11 protein-coding genes are annotated in these 18,018 nt (G+C 52.2%); 1 reads left to right on the top strand and 10 read right to left on the bottom strand.

All coding sequences use genetic code 11. The annotated features are described in order from the left end of the window. Positions 1 to 797: 797 nt before the first annotated feature. A complete protein-coding gene (locus ACSEXW_RS26460; protein WP_438449193.1) occupies positions 798 to 8,924 on the top strand; it encodes an S-layer homology domain-containing protein in 8,127 nt (2,708 codons plus the stop codon). A gap of 1,281 nt (positions 8,925 to 10,205) precedes the next feature. On the opposite strand, the gene sda is transcribed toward ACSEXW_RS26460, so the two are convergent. The 10 genes from sda to ACSEXW_RS26410 form a co-directional block, all read right to left on the bottom strand. Then, a complete protein-coding gene (gene sda / locus ACSEXW_RS26455; RefSeq protein WP_438449192.1) occupies positions 10,206 to 10,376 on the bottom strand; it encodes a sporulation histidine kinase inhibitor Sda in 171 nt (56 codons plus the stop codon). A gap of 97 nt (positions 10,377 to 10,473) precedes the next feature. After that, positions 10,474 to 11,355, bottom strand: a complete 882-nt coding sequence (locus ACSEXW_RS26450; RefSeq protein WP_438449191.1) for a diguanylate cyclase — start codon at positions 11,353 to 11,355, stop codon at positions 10,474 to 10,476. Positions 11,356 to 11,369: 14 nt separating this feature from the next. Continuing rightward, positions 11,370 to 11,747, bottom strand: a complete 378-nt coding sequence (locus ACSEXW_RS26445; protein ID WP_438449190.1) for a response regulator — start codon at positions 11,745 to 11,747, stop codon at positions 11,370 to 11,372. Beyond that, positions 11,707 to 14,079, bottom strand: coding sequence for a response regulator (locus ACSEXW_RS26440; protein ID WP_438449189.1), 2,373 nt, complete (start codon positions 14,077 to 14,079; stop codon positions 11,707 to 11,709). The genes ACSEXW_RS26445 and ACSEXW_RS26440 overlap by 41 nt, the downstream gene beginning before the upstream one ends. A gap of 272 nt (positions 14,080 to 14,351) precedes the next feature. Further along, positions 14,352 to 14,450 carry a YjcZ family sporulation protein gene (locus ACSEXW_RS26435; protein WP_438449188.1) on the bottom strand — a complete coding sequence of 33 codons (99 nt, stop codon included), beginning with the start codon at positions 14,448 to 14,450 and terminating at the stop codon, positions 14,352 to 14,354. Continuing rightward, positions 14,447 to 15,001, bottom strand: a complete 555-nt coding sequence (locus ACSEXW_RS26430) for a CBO0543 family protein (protein ID WP_438449187.1) — start codon at positions 14,999 to 15,001, stop codon at positions 14,447 to 14,449. Before ACSEXW_RS26430 ends, ACSEXW_RS26435 begins: the two co-directional genes overlap by 4 nt. Continuing rightward, entirely contained in the window at positions 15,001 to 15,492 is a 492-nt protein-coding gene (locus tag ACSEXW_RS26425; protein ID WP_438449186.1) for a CBO0543 family protein, read from the bottom strand. Before ACSEXW_RS26425 ends, ACSEXW_RS26430 begins: the two co-directional genes overlap by 1 nt. Positions 15,493 to 15,662: 170 nt before the next feature. Further along, positions 15,663 to 15,956, bottom strand: coding sequence for a hypothetical protein (locus ACSEXW_RS26420; protein WP_438449185.1), 294 nt, complete (start codon positions 15,954 to 15,956; stop codon positions 15,663 to 15,665). 17 nt (positions 15,957 to 15,973) lie between these two features. Next, entirely contained in the window at positions 15,974 to 16,456 is a 483-nt protein-coding gene (locus tag ACSEXW_RS26415; RefSeq protein WP_438449184.1) for an AAA family ATPase, read from the bottom strand. Between the two features lie 470 nt (positions 16,457 to 16,926). Then, the coding region (locus ACSEXW_RS26410; RefSeq protein WP_438449183.1) for an IS256 family transposase at positions 16,927 to 18,018 on the bottom strand (1,092 nt) is incomplete at its 5' end.

The raw sequence follows: 18,018 nt of genomic DNA, 5'->3' as shown, positions 1-18,018 counted from the left end.
AAAAAATCATATGCCCAGGTTGCGGGTATGACTTTAATTTGTCTCCTATCCGCAGGCATAATCAGCAAGATGGAAAAGCAGAATGAAAATGAACATAGCCCTGCTCAATAAGCGGGGCTTTGTTTTGTTCAATGTAGCTGAAAACCCCCAGTTTAAGATTGGGGATAAAAAGGGACTTATTACTATATTGCAAAATACCCCCTTTGCGTTTCTCCTGAGTATGGTAAAGTATTGGTAACAATTGTTTTGGATGGCGGGACGGGATGAGAATTTATAAGAGGAGTTGCCACAATAATCAACGATCCGCCAAATTTATGTAAATAGGAATAAGGGCGAAGTGGCCGGATTCATAGCTAACTATGGTGCAAATGCTGTAGGGATATCCAACGTATTTTCAACTGGTAACAATGATAATCTGTGGTCTGACATTCAAGAAATAGTGGCATTGAGCTTGCGAATAACAAGAGTGCGGCGGTGGATCTGATCCACCGCTTGTTTGTGTTACGGCACAACTGTGTCCGAAGAAGGATCATGGGTGAATGTAGAATAGTGCTTTTTATTAATTTAGGCAGTGAGCAGGAGCGTGGATTAACGAAGCCTTCGGATATAACGGACACGATCCCAAACCGAGATCGTGTCTTGTTTTATGGACATCTATTGTGTCATACGCCACAGTTTCTTCCAAATTATTCAAGCTTCCATTCGGTTGTGATAAGATACAAAATGTATCTATTCAATTGTACGAACCGTACGCGTTGAAATGAAGCTGTATTCATACCTGATATAGAGGTGATCCGATGTTGATGAAACGAATGGCCGCCGGGCTGGCGGCAATCAGCTTGTTGTCGGGCTTGGTGAGCCCGTCCTATTGGTCTACAGTCGCACTTGCGGACGGTCGCCCCCTAGCCCCCATGACGTTCGGTTCCGGTGCTGCCGACCCGGATGAAGCCCAAACGGTTACTAAACAGCTGGGGATGTTGGAGTTTAGCACTCCATCCGTCCATCAGTCCGTATACCAGACGGCAGGGGGCGGAGCAGGGCAGATCGTACCACCGGTGATGGATGCCTTGCCAAAGGCGGTGACGAACCAACCCTCGGTCACGGTAACCGGAACGGCTCCTGCGAATTCGGCCGTAACGATCCTGTACAAGGTTGATGGCGGCGACTTGAAGCCGGGAGCCTCGGCGGTTGCCACAGGGGAAGGGCGCTTCAGCACTCTGGTCGATCTGCCTTCGGAGGGGCACTACGAGATCTTCGCCACGGCCAAGATCCATGACATGGTGAGCGGGGAGTCCAACGTCTTGACGCTGGAGGTGGACCGGACGGCTCCGTCCTACCCGGAATACGTTTCCTGGTCCAACCCGTCCTACGATAAGATCGAGCTGAAGTGGGGGGCCGCCGACCCGAACCAGGGCGTGGACCATTACCTCGTGCAGCAACTAGACAAGGAATACCACGTGCTGAAGACGGCGGAGACCAAGCTGCCGTATTACATGGAGACAGATCTCCCGGAGCTGACTTACGCTTATTATGACATTTATTCCGTGGATAAGGCCGGAAACCGGTCGGAATATGCCTATTCGGTGGAGGCGTCCACCTTCCACAAGAACGCAGATCTGATTGCCCGGGCAGCCGATACGTCAGAGGGCAAGGAATCGTTCTGGAGCTCGGTCCTGAGCCGGGACGGATCGACGGTGGCTTTTGTGTCCGACCAGAAGGATCTGGCCGGTTCCCCGCCACCGAATGCCGGTGATTACAGCCTCTACGTGTACCGGTTGGAGACGAAGAAGATGCTCCGGATAGGGGACATTCCCTTCTCGACTTATAATCTCGAAGTCCCCTTCTCTCTTAGCGCCGACGGGAGATATGTGGTTTATTCCACGGCCGAGGATGACAACGGAAGCGAACTGATGGTCTATGACACGGCGGACGGCAGCTCCAAATCGCTGGTTCATATCCGGGGGAGCGCCGATGCGCTCTCTTTAAGCGATGATGGAAGCCGGTTGGTGTTCTCCTCTTATGCCGACCATCTGGTCGACGGCGATACAAACAACCAGTCGGATGTGTTCCTGCTTCACCGGCCGACAGGCAAGATTACACGGGTGAGCGTGGGGATCCAACAAGAACAATCCAACGGAAGCAGCGTCCATCCGGCCATCAGCGGAGATGGCCGCTGGGTATCGTTCATGTCGGAGTCCACAAACCTGGTCGAAGGAGACTTCAGCAGGGATTATAACCGGGTGTATCTCTATGATGTGGAAGCGGGAGCCACCCGGTTGGTCAGTCTTCATAACGATTCCTCCGACGAAATGAGTGGGGACGAACCCCACGTATCCCGCGATGGCGCCATCGTGGCCTATGTTTCGTCTTACGGCAATGAGGAGAAGCATGTCTATGTGTGGGACCGGGCTACCGGGAAGAGCCAGAGCGTACGGGAGTTCCCCAGCAGTCTGGACATCTCGATGAGTCACCCGCGTGTCAGCGCGGACGGTCGTTATGTGATGATGGATTACCATAACACGAACCGTTCTCACAGCGGCTCGGGGCCTTTTGACTCGACGCGGGGGGCCATGCGCTATGACCGTACCACGGGAGACCTGCAGCATGTTGGGAGCCGGGCGAGAAGCACGGTCAGCTCGGATATTAGCGCAGACGGAAGGAGAGCGGCGTTTGTTGTGAACGGGGCGGAGGTGTATGCGGTGTGCTTCGAGGCCTGCGGGCAGACCCAGCCGCAGACAGCCATCGATCACGTCGGATGGTACGCCGAACCGTCGGTAAGCGGATTTCCTCTGGCGGGGGGCAACATCTTCATCCAAGCCTATGGAACCAAGGGGCAGCAGCTGCAAGCTGCAGTAACCTATAAGACACGGTCCGGCAGCCCCGGCTTCAAGATCATTCCGTTGGCTGCCGCGGATCCGGCGGCAACGCTGTACTCGGGCTCGTTCCAGCTGGAGGAGGATGCGGTTGAAGTGACCTCGATCCGGGCCCGCAGCTTGACGAACGGCTCCGTGGTGAAGGATGCGGAGGCTCTTCCTGTAGCGGTGGCGGGGACCTTGAAGGTGCAGATTCAGACGGATCCTTCGTACATGGAACTGCTGCACAATGTGAATCTGGTGCTGTGGAGTGAAGAGAAGCGTTACGGCGGCAGTGCCCGGCTGACCGATCCGGTGAGGCCTGTGGAGCTGGGACTGGGGCCCGCGGACGACTATACCCTTCGGATAATGGATGCATCGGGAAGACTGTTGGTGGAGAAGAACGGCATTCAGGTGAAAGCCGGAGTCGAGACGGAGCTGACGGCGGAAGTGAAGCCTGCGGCCGAGCTCCTGATCAAGGTGAACAGTGCGGAGGTCGGGCAGCAGAATCTCTATGGGGTAACGGTGGATCTGTTGGCGAATGGCGGGGAGGTCCTCGGCTCGTGGAAGACGGACACCAAGGGCGAAGCCGCCTTTGCCGGCAACTATTGGGCAGGCGATGCGGTCACGGTCCGTATTACAGCCCCGGCGCCGTATGTGAATCCGCCGGAGACGAAGCTGACGCTGACCCCGGGGGTGAACAGCCGGACCTTCACTCTGGAGCAGGTGACCTACGGGGAACTGCGAGGGAAGGTTACGAGGCCGGACGGCAGTCCAGCCGAAGGGGTCCGGGTGCTGCTGCTGGATCCGGCCGGTATTGAGACGGTCCGGGAGACATGGTCTGACGCTTCGGGGCATTATGTGCTGCGCGCCAACGCGCGGAACTATCTGGTGCAGGCAGAGCGGTCGCAACCTCCTCTTCTCCGTTCGGAGCGTGCACAGCCGGTCACGCTGTTGGCCCAGGGTACTGTCACGAAGGATATGGTATTGCTGGACCGCGGGCCGGGCACGATTCTTCTCAATACCTTATTGAAGCCGGTTGACGGCGATTGGCGGCCCATTGAGATGCCGGACTGGAGATCGGGTGCTCATTACGGTCTGGAGGCTAAGGGGGAGAACCCGAACTTTTACGGGAAAGCGTACGAGGTTCAGAATAATCTGCTGCCTGTTGTTGCCGGGCCGGGCGAGAAGGTTACGGTATGCATGAAAGGGCATGAGGCCGGACTACAATCCGCCTGCGATGAGGTGGTGCTGGACGACTACCGGAATGGGGTCGCGGAGCTGAAGCTGGAGGAGAGGGCCCGGATCACCGGCAAAATCGTGGGGGAAACCAGTTACACCGGCTTCCACGTGATTGCCAGCAGGATCAACGGAGGTACCGGAGGGTACTACCGGGGAGTAGAGGTGGATGCGTCCGGACGGTTCGCGGTCTCACTGCCCGAGAGCGGAAGGGTGGAGCTGATTGTCCGGTCCGATGTCGGTCCCGACTCCTACAACGGGAATTATTATTCGACCACGGTAGAAGTGACCGAAGGCCAGCTTCTGGAGCTGCCGGATATCCGGCTGCCGGGAGATGCGCTGTTCTACGGCCGTCCGGACAATGGGCTGAATGTTCAGGAGCTGGTCGCATCGGGTGGAAGCACGGTTACCCTGCGAGGGACTTACAAGCTGACGCGGAGGCAGCAGGGAGAGCTGCTTCAAGAGGGCTACCTAGGGATCGAGGTGCCGGCCGGGGCCCGGTTCGTAGAGGGAAGCGCCATGCTGAACGGCACGCCTGTGGAGACCTCCCTTGCCGGCGGTAAGATGAGAATCCCTGTGGGAGGCATTCCGTACAACCAATCGGGAACCTTCAGCTACCGGCTGAAGCTGAATGCCAAGGTGGAGAGCGATCTCATGGCGAAGGTGAACATCGGCTACACCGGTACGCAAGGCCATAAAGAGGAGCTGCTGGGCAGCGCTTGGATCCGTGTCCCCCTCCTGACGCTGGAGGCGCCGGAACGCACGGCCTCCCACACGGTGAAGCTAAGCGGCCGTGCCGCTGCCGGCCAAGGCGTAACTCTCTACGCGGATGACCGCACGGTCGGCCGCGCGCAGGCATCGGCAGGCGGACTCTGGTATACGAGCGTGACCCTGCCGGAGAAGGGGGGAGTCTGGAACGACACGTCCGTCTATTCGCTCCTGGCCAAGGCCGATACAGAGGAGGGGACGGTTCAATCGAAGCCGGTATCCGTATCAGTCAACGCCGAGCATGCCTTGTTCAAGAAGATCACCATGTTCCAAACGTTCGGGGGCAGAGCCTCCTTCAACCCGGCGGACGGTGTAGCCCGATTCCCGTTCGTCATCGTGCCTGGCGAGCCGCTCTTCTTCGAGCTGGAGTCCCTTGCGCCGGAGCGGGTAAAGAACGTGAAGATCAAGCTGGGTGAGCGGGAGACCGACGCCTTCTATAATGTGGAGAGCGGCAAGTTCCATGCGGTGATGAGCACGCCGTCCACCAATATGGGGGCGGGTCTCTATGTCACCTACGATGAGTTAACCAAACCGCCGGTTTACAAGCCGTCCCCGACGGAGGAGGCCTGGAGATCGGAGCATGCCAACATGCCGGAGCAGTGGGGAACGGCGTCTTATGAGCTCTTGGACCCGGCCTCGGGGGAGAATCCCTTCCCGGAGCAGGCGGGCCTGGCTCTGGATGACTACGTCCATTCCCCGACGGTGAAGATCAAATTTAATGCCGGCCAGTCACAGGAGACCGCTTATTACCGGGTGTCCGCCAAGGCCGTTACCCTGCCCGGCGGAAGCAACGGCGGTGCGTACCCGGATTTCAGCGTGGACGTGAATGAATCCGCCGGAACGATCGTCATGCAGGGGACGGTACCCGTTTCCCTGCTGGTCCAGAGCGGCCAAGGTGATGCGGTTCGGGCACTGCTGGGTCCCGCGGAGGTTGAAGAGGCCGGAGGCATTACGTTCAAGAACACGTTCCGGGTCGCAGGGGCCTTGAACAACCTGCGGAAGTATGTGACGGACGGGTTTGATTTTGCAGAGTATGCGGATCAGCTGCTGGCCTTTCAGGATTACGTCATCAATAACGAATGCCATTCCCCGACGGTCAACTCGTACCTTCGGGAGACCGAGCGGCTGTTTGACCGGGCCAAGACCAACCTGATCATCAAGAATGCCACCACCGGTCTGGCGCTTGTCGCCGGCACCCTGACATTGGCCATTCCTCCGGTGGGAGGAATAGCGCTCGGCATCGGCCTTGCGGTGATGGGGGAGATGGCCAAGAACAAGTGGCAGGAGGAGTTGAATGACCTGAAGGCCCGCTTCGAGGAAGAGAAGAAGTGGCGGGATGATATGGCGGAAGCCGGCGCGATTGAGCGCTGCGAACGGGATGAGGAAGACGATGACCATGACCCGGATGAACCACCCCATAACGAACCGCCCAAGACCGCCGATCCCACCTGGATCTGGGATCCGAGCGGGTACGTATATGAGGCCTTCCGCGACAATCGGATCGAAGGCGTGACGGCCACGATTCTGAAGCAGGAAGCGGACGGAGGCTGGCGGGTCTGGGATTCCGAGTGGTACGGGCAGAAGAATCCGTTAGTGAGCGACCCGCAGGGGAAGTACGGCTGGGATGTGCCGGAAGGGAAGTGGCAGGTGCTGTTCGAGAAGCCCGGCTATCTGCCTGCGAGGAGTCCGGAGCTGACCGTGCTGCCGCCGCATCTGGACGTCAATATTCCGATGACCTCCTTGGAGCCTCCGCAGGTGGCGGTCATCGATGCGGTGTACGGAACGGGCGTCCGGGTGCTGTTCAATAAATACATGCTGGCCGACTCTATAACGGGGGCGGGTATGATTCTGGAGACGACAGCCGGGGAACGAATCCCCACAGCGGTGGAAGCTGTGGATGCCAAACCGGGCGACGGCCAGGGGCTTCTCGCCAAGCAGTTTCTCTTGGTGCCGGGACGGTCTGTAGAAGCAGGAGTGGAGATGAAGGTGACCGTCAAGGCAGGGGCTGCCAGCTATGCGCGGGTGCCGATGGAGCAAGATTATTCGGCAGAGGTAACCTTGAAGGGGGCCGATGCCCCTGCCGCAGAAGCGGCGGAAGCGCTCCAGGCTGTGCAGGGAAGAAGACAGCTGGGCGTTCAGTGGACGAAGAAGGCCACCATCGGTCTAGAGCAGTACCGGCTCTACTGGCGCATTGCCCAGAGTGGGGCTGCCTTCCAGGAACCGGTTACGGTTCCCGTCGGCCAAACGAGCTACGTATTGGAAGGTCTCTCCGCCGGTACGGCCTACGAATTGAAGCTCACGAGTGTCATGGAGGACGGCCGGGAGTCCGTCGGTCTGACGGTGGAAGGACGGACCGTGGAGGAGGCGCCGCTTGTCATGGACACAGTCCCTGCAGGTGCCGTGCAGGATGCTTCGGCGCAACCGGAGAAGTCTGCCGTTACCGTAAGTTGGACGGATCCGGCGGACCGGGACTTGCGCAAGGTACTGGTGTCCTGGAAGAAACATACGGATGCGCGTTACAGCATGCCGATGTACGTGGATCCGGGCGTGCAGCACCTCCGCATTGCGGGGCTGGAGCCGTCCACCGGCTATGATCTGAAGCTGGTTTCGGCCGACCGCTACTGGAACGTCTCGGACGAGGTGAAGCTTGCGGTCAGCACCACCGGGGAGGGATCAGAGCCCGACCGGACGCCGCCGCAGGAGGTTAGCGGGGGAGCCGTGAGGGATCCAGCCGCTCAAGGCTTCACTGTCACATGGACGGATCCGGCCGACACGGACTTGAAGGAAATTCGGATCGCGGTTAGTAAAGCGGCAGATGGCGCTGTCTTCGGAGATGAAGCCGTTGTGGCCAAGGGCGCCATGCAGTACCGTGTGTCGGGTCTGGAATCCGGCACACGGTACCGGATCCGTCTTATCGCCGTGGATGCAAGCGGCAACCGGTCCTCCGGGCTCCTGCTGGAAGGATCGACAGCCAGTTCCGGCAGTTCCGGCGGTTCAGGTGAGGAACCGTCCGGGAACGGTTCCGGGACGCCGGGCGGCGGTGGGGTTCCGGGGCCTAATGGGAACCCAGGCGGGGAACAACCGCCTGTGAAAGTAACCCTGTCCCCAGAGGGGGGCCAATGGGAAGGCTATAATGGGAGCATCCGCATCAAGTACGGGGCGGGTGCATTTACGGAAGGTGCACGGCTGTCCGTCCCCTCCCTCCGCCCGGACCGTGTCCCTACCGGTTACACCGCTTTCAGTAAGGCCTTCCGGCTGGAGTTGGAATCCGGCCGGATGACGAAGCCGGTTCAGCTCATCTTGAAGTACGATCCGCTGAATCGGCCCGATTGGGATCCAAGGCTGCTGGCGCTATACCGGGAGGATGCCTCCTTGCCCGGCGGCTGGGTTTATGCGGGCGGCGTGGTGAAGTCAAGCGGCCATACCGTTGAGGCGGACATATTACAGCCGGGAACGTATATTCTGATGGTGTACGGCAAGGGGTTCTTGGATCTTCGCGGCCATTGGGCGGAGCGGGATATTGCTGTTCTGGTCTCCCGCCATATCATCGACGGCAAGACGGAGATCACCTTCGCTCCGGAGGAAGGCATCACCCGGGCTGAGTTCACGAAGCTGCTGGTGCAGCTGCTGCAAGGGCCCGGCTCTGGCGGTTTGCCGGCGGTTACGGAGGCGCCTTTCGAGGATGTCGATGCATCGGAATGGTATGCACCGTATATCGCATGGGCGGAGGATAAGGGGCTCGTGCAAGGGGACGGAGGCCGCTTCCGTCCGGACGAAGTGCTTACCCGCCAGGAGCTGGCCGTACTGATCGTTCGGGCGTTGGGGCTCGAGGCCGATGCTAGGGAAGAGGAGCGGCAACTTGCGGCGGACGGCGCTGTGCCGGACTTTGCAGACGGCAGGGATATCCCCGCATGGGCGGCAGGCTATGTGGAGACCGCACGCAAGAACGGCTTGATGCAGGGAATTGGCGGCGGACGCTTCGAGCCAGAGCTCACGGCCGGACGCGCCCAAGGGGCGGTTCTGGTGCTGCGGGCAATGGTAAAACTGGGGCTATTAGGCGAGTAAGAGGCATACGAAGTACAATGCAGCAGGAAGAGGCCCTTGACCAGATTCGGTCGAGGGCCTCTTGGCTGTGTCGATTTACGGAAACAGGCGTTCCTGCTCTTCTTCAACAGGTGAAGAATACACTCGTTCGGAAATAGTAAAGGTGATTCAGCGTTTTCCCACATTTGAGCCGATACCGATGGTTTACCGGACAGAAGATGAAGCACCGGGATTAGCGGCAGCGGAGGAAGCCGAGGTGTCTCGATGATTTCGGGACTGAAGACGATTATCTACCTGGCGCAAAATCTAAACCTCCATGTTGTCGCTAAAGGTTTGGAGACGAGAGAATGGCGCTACAAAATTCTATGCAAAAAAGAACGTTTCTCCGAGTTGGTTTTTCTTGGAGAGAACGCATTGCGGGGAGGAGTAACCTAATGCGTAGGAAGCGAATTGTTTAATAAAGAGTTGGAATCGGGGAACAGTTGAAGAAAACAATATCTCTTAATGCAATCGAATATTGATTCCATCTTCCGCCGAAAAACCTATAGCCATAGGCTCTCGATTCTCCTACAGTCGTCAAAAAGAACCAGAAATTGTCTCCATTACGAAGCCACATATACGTGAAACGATATAAACAATGTTGAAGACCAAAGGGATTTGTCGCATAGGGGGTTACTTGTTGCATAGTTCCCATTATTGAAGTTCACTCCTTATTGAAATAGACATATAACCATTTTATGCCAATCGTCAAAGTTTGGGTTGGGCTGATGCCTAGGATCACCGATTGGAAATACCCATGGGAATTCATATTTATAACCTGCAAACTATGTCCAGAATGAATAAAGCGGATGCACTTGATATTGTGTCGGATTCCGTTCAAAAGGCATTAGCAGGTTCTGATCGTCTGCTTTCGGTAGGCTCTGTTCGAAGCTATAATCTTGAGGAAGCGAAAACGAAACCCGAAGTTACTTACCCGGACGTTGATTTGGAGAAGGCCCCAAGCGATCGCCTACAGTCTAAGGTAGAAGCTCACCGGTTTTCTATAGGACGGAAGACTATGCCAACTATGCAGAATGAATGAACAATGAATCCGGATATTTAAGATACGTCCATAATAACTTTTACGCAAAATTCGTATTTTATACAATAGTCGGTAAGTCGTGAAAGCACCCGATTTACCGCCCCTAAAATTAGCAATACATATAAAAAAGCATCGCCTCAATTTGATGGCAATGCTTTACGTGCTTTTCGATAGTCAGCAGCCTAGATACATATTGCTCCACGTATTTACTGAGTATTTTATTATTCGTATAACATTGGCGGCTGTTGTACGGATTGTTCCAATTTGCGTCGAACAATTTCCGTATAAAGGGAGGAAATAAACACAGGATGATACTTATTTATATTCTCAAGAGCACTTGAGTAAATGGAAAGCAACAGTTCATCGCTTAGTCTATGGTGCGGTGATTGCAAGGAAATTCCCCCATAAATACAGCATTGATGGTTCTTCTTTGTGACTCATACCGGAGAAGGATTGCGCACTGCCCCCTTCTACTCGTTTTATCATCATTCAATCCAGTATAAATTCCACTCGGTTGCGACCCCGACGCTTAGCCTCATATAACGCTTTATCAGCCTGTTCAATTAATGACACTGCTTCTCTTCCGGCACCGCCATGGTTCACGGCTGCAATCCCCATACTAATGGTAATGCTAATGGGAATACTCCCCGAATGGAACGGGTGGGTTTCGATGATCTTCCGAAGCTTATTCCCCACTTGCACGGCTTCATCCAATGGGGTCTCCGGCAGTATCAATCCGAATTCTTCGCCACCGTAGCGTCCGAGAATGTCGCTCCCTCGGATCGACGTTTCGACTAGACGGGTGAGCCCCTTTAGTATCTGGTCACCAGCCTGATGGCCATAGGTATCATTGACCCCTTTAAAATGATCAATGTCCATCATGATATAAGACAGACAGCCCCCTGTGCGGGGTAACTTGGCCAATTCTTTGCTCAGCCATTCCATGAGGAGAGCATGGTTATAAACACCGGTTAATCCATCTTTAGATGCCATAACCTTTAGTAGGTCCTCACGCTCTTTCAGCCTGAGAGCCGATTGCACCCGGGCGATTACCTCCACCTCATCGATGGGCTTCTTGATAAAATCGAAGGCTCCTAGTTCTAGAGCTTTTTTTAGAGCTAGGCTATCTGTCTTTGCAGTAACCATCAGAATGGGAATGTCAGAGGTGTTCGGTTCCTCCTTGAGGCGTTTACAGATCTCGTAGCCGTCCAAATCCGGCATCATTATATCGAGCAGGATAGCGTGCGGACAGAACAGACTAGCCAGTTCCAATGCCTTCCGGCCGTGCTCCGCGGCGGCGACTTCATACCCTTCGTCTTCTAGAATATCCTTCAGAAGTCGAAGATTGTTAGGGACATCGTCTACGATCAAGATCCTTGTTCCACTCATCTGGTCTTCACCAGCCAATCGTTAAGTTTATTCAAAAATTCGTCCGCGTCAATAGGCTTTGAGATAAAGTCATCGAATACGCCGCGGAAGGCCTCTTCATCCCCTCGCATGGCGTGCGCAGTTACAGCAATAAAAGGGGTATCGGTCAAGTGAGGATATGTTCGAAGTTCTTTCGTAATCTGGAGCCCATCTATATCTGGAAGAGAAATATCCATTAACACCAGACGGACGGACTCCACCCGAGCAGCCATCAGAGCCTCCTCGCCTGAAAATGCCTTAATCGGCTCAACGGACTCTTCCAGATCCTCAAGAAGTTGTACCATCAATCTCATATTATGAAGATGGTCCTCCACGATCAGTATTTTGGGGCTCATAAGATTTCTCCTTTATACGCTTCACTAACATCTGCATCACTTGATCGATAAGAGCTCCCGATTTTTGAATGACGATGCCAGACCTTTCGGCTAGGAACGCTTTTTCAATCTGGGTCAAATCCTTTGAAGTGACCACTACGACCGGTGTATCTCGAATCCTTTTGTCAGACCGAATGGCCTCGATGACACCGAAGCCATCTAATTTGGGCATAATAAGATCCAGAATGACGATGTCCGGCTTATGAGAAATCATTTGATCCAACACCTCGAGTCCATCACGAGCCAAGCGATATGAAATTTCTTCCTCTTTCAAAAATTGGCCCATCAAATAGAGAAAATTCTCATCATCATCAGCCAGCAGTACTTCAATGCCTTCTCTATTGCTAAGGATTCGGGAGATAGCGCCGATTAACTCTTCTTGGCTCATAGGCTTTATCAGATAATCATCGGCCTTCATACGGTAAGCGAGGTTGCTTTCGCTTAAAACGGAAGCCATAATCACTGGAATATGGTAGGTCTGAGGATGCTTTTTTATCTCTGTAAGCAGTTCCCATCCGTCCTTGTAGGGTAGCATGATGTCCAAAATGACAACCTCCGGCTTAAATTCCTCTATAGCCCGGACTACATTCTCCCGTCCGTCCAAAGATAGAATTTCATAACCGTGTTCCTCCAAGGTTTGCCTATATAGTTTCTGCACGTTTTGGTCGTCATCCACGCATACAATACGTTTTTTCGCAGAACCATGGGACTTTTGTAAGCGCTCAGTTGATAATTCGGTCTCCAAATCACGTACGGCGTGCATTACGACTCGGAACCGACTTCCGATCCCTGGCCTACTTGAGACACTAATTCGTCCACCCAAGATGTGAACCAATTTACGGGTGATGGACAAACCTAGTCCAGTGCCTCCTACCTTTCTTGTATATGAACCATCCACCTGACGGAATTCATCGAAGATGTTGTCCAAGTTTTCGGGCTCGATCCCGATTCCTTCGTCGATCACATCAATAACTAGGAATCCGAATTTCCGTTTTATTCGGACCTGAACGGTCCCCTTTTCGGAATATTTGAAAGCATTGCTTATGAGATTGATTAAGATCTGCTTCAATTTCATTCGGTCAGTGACTACATGGACCTGAACCAGATTATAAGACGCCAAAACGAAGGACATGTTCTTTGCTTCCATCAGAGTCTTAGTCATGGATTGAACCTCTTCCAATACCTTAAGGAGATTTAGGGATTCCAAGTGGATCTCCATCTTGCCTGCTTCCATCTTGGAATAATCAAGCAGACTGTTGATCAGCTCCAACAGATGTTGGGCTTCCTCCTTTACGATTTCGAGGTTCTCCTTCTGAACGTCGGGCAGAACGTCCTGGGATTTCTTCAGTACCCGTCCCGTAAATCCTATGATGGAATTGAGTGGTGTTCTTAATTCGTGTGACATGGTAGCTAGAAATTGACTCTTCAATCGATTAGCTTCATCTACTTCAGCCATTCGAATCTTCAACGCTTCGTTCTTCCGTTTGAGTTCGTGCTCCCTCCATTGGATGGCTGCCTGCATTCGGTTAAAATGTCCGATCAGCACTGCCAATGCTTTGTCCGTCCTAAGCCGGATGGGCTCCTGATAATTCTCCACCGTAATTCTCTCAATGGCGGTAATCACTGTCCGTAAAGGTTTGGAAACGGAATAGGAAGTAATGAAAGAGATGATGATGGCGAGTAACACCGCCAGTAAACCTCCAAAGCTCATCACCATACCGGTTCTTGCTTCGGCTGAGCTCATTTTCGCATTCCGACTTTGAAGGACAATTTCTTCCTCATGGTTGATATCTGCTAGGATGGATCGAAGATGGTCCATCTCCTTCTTCCCCTGGTCCGTCCGGACTGTAACAATGACATCATCCATATTACCTAGCCCGAGCACCGCACTTCGGCGGCTGGCAATCAAGACATTGGTCTCCCAGTCAAACCACCTTTTATATCCTTCCCTCAAGGCTTCCAGTTTTGTAAGTTGCGCTGGACGGTCAGATAGAAGGGACAATATCCTATCGTAATGAAGATCAAAATCAGACAGGCCTTGATAATATGGCTCAAGAAATTCTTCTTTTCCAGCGATCGCATATCCCCTCGCACCCGTCTCCATATTCAAGAGACTGACAAGAATGGCATCTGATTCGCGGATCACATCATGAGTGTTGAGATTGTCCGAGACGGCAGCCACCTGCTTGTCATAGTTGATATACGTATACCCTAATACTCCGATCAACAGCACCACAATAATGCCAAATCCCATAATTAGCTTTTGCCTCAAGCTAAGAAAGTGAAAAATCATAAGTTCCTCCTGACTGAAGATTACGAGGATTAAGACCGAACAAGAATAATGTTGTTATTTGTAGAATAATGTCGAATACTATTTCAATATTTGTTCTGCAAATCCTCCTTTTTGGGGATGAAACTATGTATCAAAATTGTTTAGTAGAATTTTTGATACTTTTCAGCAAAACAATTTCGAGAGCTAGTTTTCAAACAAAATCAGCTCCCGGGGGACTTTTCCCACGAGAGCTGATTCCTTAATCTCTTAATTCCTTTTTTTATACCGAGTTATTAGATGGCAAATCCGGCAGCCAGCACGATTACCAATAGGATGTAGAGAACCAAAACGATTGCAGTGGAAGACCCGCCACCAACTCCTACGCAGCTCATTCATTTTCCTCCTCTCTGTTTGCTATGGAACCATCATAAGCAGAAACCCGCCCCGTGGATTGGACGGTTATCCAGGTTCCGAAGATATTTGCAGAGAAAAACCATCGGTAAAACACCCGGGACCCCATCAGGGTGAACCCGATAGTCAAGAAGCTCCAGTACCAAGCCCAACAGTTATAATGAATCAAATCCGTATCACGTTCCAAGAAGATCTCCGGAACCGTCAAGCACATGGTATAGGAGAGGTAAAACCATATTTTTGTACGAATACCTCGATGAACAGGAAAGAACAAATTGAAATAACATGCAACTACAGGGAACGCAAAGAATTCATACAAAAAGCTGGTATGGGTAGCGCTAGGGAATTCCCTTACCGGATATTCAAGATATCCGAATTCAACGGCTAATATTCCAAAGGGCCATGTCAGCAGCTGGTGAAACAGAAACACCGCTTGGGCTTCTAGCGGCCTTTTCCGGTTCAGGACAAGAAATCCGATGATCGAGACGGCATAGGTTCCGATCAGGATCCATTGCTCCAACGAAAGTCGCATTATGATTTCACCTTCGCATGAGGAAAATGGTCAAAGTACCATTCATGATACTTTTGCGCCAGATACAAAACGAAATTCGACAATAGGAAGGTAATGAGGATCATGATCCACTTGGGTTTAAGAAATTGAATCAAACTGGTATAGGCTTCGGTTATGCAAATAAACAGGGAAATAGCGAATGTGTACAGAAGGGTATGACTGAACCGTCGGCCTATGCCGGAATTCCTGGGATAGTAGAGACTATGGATCACTGCAACCATCGGATAAAGAGCAAAGTTAAAAGTAAAGTTCTGCGAGACGGCCCGGCTGAACTCCCGGGTAGGATTCCTGATCCATCCCCATTCATTGAGCAGAATGCTGGAGCTCCATGTCATCGCTTGAACCGCCAGGAAGACGATAATGGCTTCGCGTCGCTTCCCCTTTGGTATGAAGAACAGCATTATCATGATTAGAATCCATACCACAGTCAAGAGGATTCGCTCCACCGTCATATCCCAGTTCCTTTCCATACCACGAGTTTGATGAACTAACTTGTTTGTCCATTATTCCACCTGTAATTTCTCGAACAATGATTTCCAATATACAGAACAAACGCTCTTACGTGGAAGGTAAAAAAGCAGCGAGGTCTAACCCTCCTGCTCTTTTGTGCACCGACTATAGCTTACCGATGCTTTCCTATCATACCCTTTTTTCCTTCATCTTGTTTTGATGAATTACTTCCTGCTGAGCCTGGAGTTTCTCCCTCTGGTGTACTATCGTGTCCCTTTTCAGAAGGTTTTAACGACTCTTCAGGTTGTTTGGACTCTGACCCATTTTTAGAGGCTTCTCTACTTTCTTGCTGTGTTGGGGCTGAATCAGAAGTCTGGACTTTGGTTGTTCCTTGCTGTTGTGGTCTTGAACTGCATGCACATAACGCGACTAGAATGGATAGTACGATTAAGCGATAGTGTTTCATCTGTTCTCCTTTTACATTTACAGGTTTTCAACCCATTGTTTTATTTGTTCCGCGGTAAGCTCAGCACTTGAATCTGACGTGTCAATAATCCGAGTACCTGTATGTTGAGCATAACGCCATAACACATTAGCAAGGATATTAGTATGGTAGATCCCTTCAAGCGTCCAAATGCCTCTTGCCAATAACCGTTTCGTTCTTTCTTCATCATTACAGTGGAGGAGCAGATAATGAACGGGTGAAAACAAATTCTCCATCTCCGTTTGGTAAACATTATAAGGGTAAGGCACGCTTCCAAACAGGATGGTGTTTTCCCCTTTAAGTGCGTTCTCGTATGCAAATTGAATCCAAGCAAAGCAGGCTGACATGTAATCCTGTCCCTGAACTAAGTCATCCATGTCATATACCAAAAATTTCTTTCCCAATTTACGTGACAAGACTTTAGCTACCGTTGTCTTTCCCGCGCCGCTTATACCCGTGACAATATACAACGGAAAACCCATATGTGCCCACCCCCAGCCCTTATAGGAGTAGTATATGAATCCATTTATAAGACGCGAGGGCCATTAGTCAGTTATGCCTTTGCGGTGATGTTATTGATACCACCCAGCGAGCTATACAAGCTGAAATAACAAGGAATGAAAAAGTGATACTTAACACCCAGGGTTCCGCCTTATATATTCCCATCCATATAAACAACGGCTGACCAATAAATGCCAATATGCCAGAGGTGATTAGTATCGCAGTGAGAAAACGACGGAACGTTGTGTTATAGAACTGATAAATGGTCATCATTATGACGGGTACAAGCACGTAGTCATGGGGGAAGAGAGGTGGTACAAGACCCAACAGTTTGTCCGGATACGACCAAAGTAAAAAGCGATCCGCTCCCAAGTGATTAGCAAGGGTCTGTCAAGAATTTTGTGTAAACTCATTTATAGGGAACTCCCCCGGGGAGGGGGAGTTGGCCTGTCTAGCGTAAATGTTGACCGACCCGATCCGGGAAAAAGACAGACAGTTGCAGCAGCATTTGTCCCCAGTTTTGAACCCGTCCCGTCCACTTTCGAACGACGTCCATGGTGGAAAGATAGAGCATCTTGAGAAGTGCTTCATCCGAGGGGAAGATACTTTTCCCTTTCGTGACTTTGCGGAGCTGGCGGTGGTAACTTTCGATGATATTGGTGGTATAAATCAGCTTCCGGATCTCCGGAGGATACTTGAAGAACGTTGCAAGCTCATCCCAGTTGTTACGCCAGGAACGGACGATAAGGGGATACTTGCTTCCCCAAACCTCCTCAAAGCGATCCAGTTCGACCAAGGCTGCTTCTTCTGTGGCGGCCTTGTAGATTGGTTTCAGGTCAGCTGTAACCTTCTTCAAGTCCTTGTAAGACACGTAGCGCGTGGAATTTCGGATCTGGTGAATGATGCACTTTTGGATCTCGGTCATCGGATAGCAAGCAGAAATCGCTTGAGAGAAGCCCGTCAGGTTGTCCACACAGGTGATGAGAATATCTTGTACACCGCGGTTCTTCAGGTCGTTGAGAACGCTCAGCCAGAACTTGGCCGATTCATTTTCGCCAATCCACATGCCCAGTACGTCTTTATTGCCATCGAGATCAATGCCAATGACCATGTAGGCTGCCTTGTTCACAATGGCTCCATCCTGCTTCACTTTGAAGTGAATGGCATCCAGAAATACAACAGCGTAAACGCCTTGCAGCGGGCGATTCTGCCATTCCTTGATCAGGGGTACGATCTTGTTCGTCACATTAGAGATCATCGTAGGAGAGACGTCAATCCCGTACAACCGGTTCAGATGATCCTGGATGTCACGCGTGCTCACGCCCTTGGCGTACATCGCGATAATCTGGTCTTCAATGCCGGTTACATTCGATTGATGCTTCTTGACGATCATCGGTTCGAACTCGCCGTTACGGTCGCGTGGGACCTGGATCTCCATCTCACCGTATTCGCTCGTCACCGTTTTCTTTGTCTTCCCATTGCGGCTGTTAGAGGTTGCCTTGCTTTTCAAATCGTGCTTTTCGTATCCAAGCTCCGTGTCGAG

Source organism: Oryzibacillus soli, from assembly GCF_051594765.1.
Classification (GTDB): domain Bacteria; phylum Bacillota; class Bacilli; order Paenibacillales; family NBRC-103111; genus Paenibacillus_AR.
Note: the sequence above shows the minus strand (reverse complement) of the source record. Positions and strands in the feature narration are given on the sequence as shown.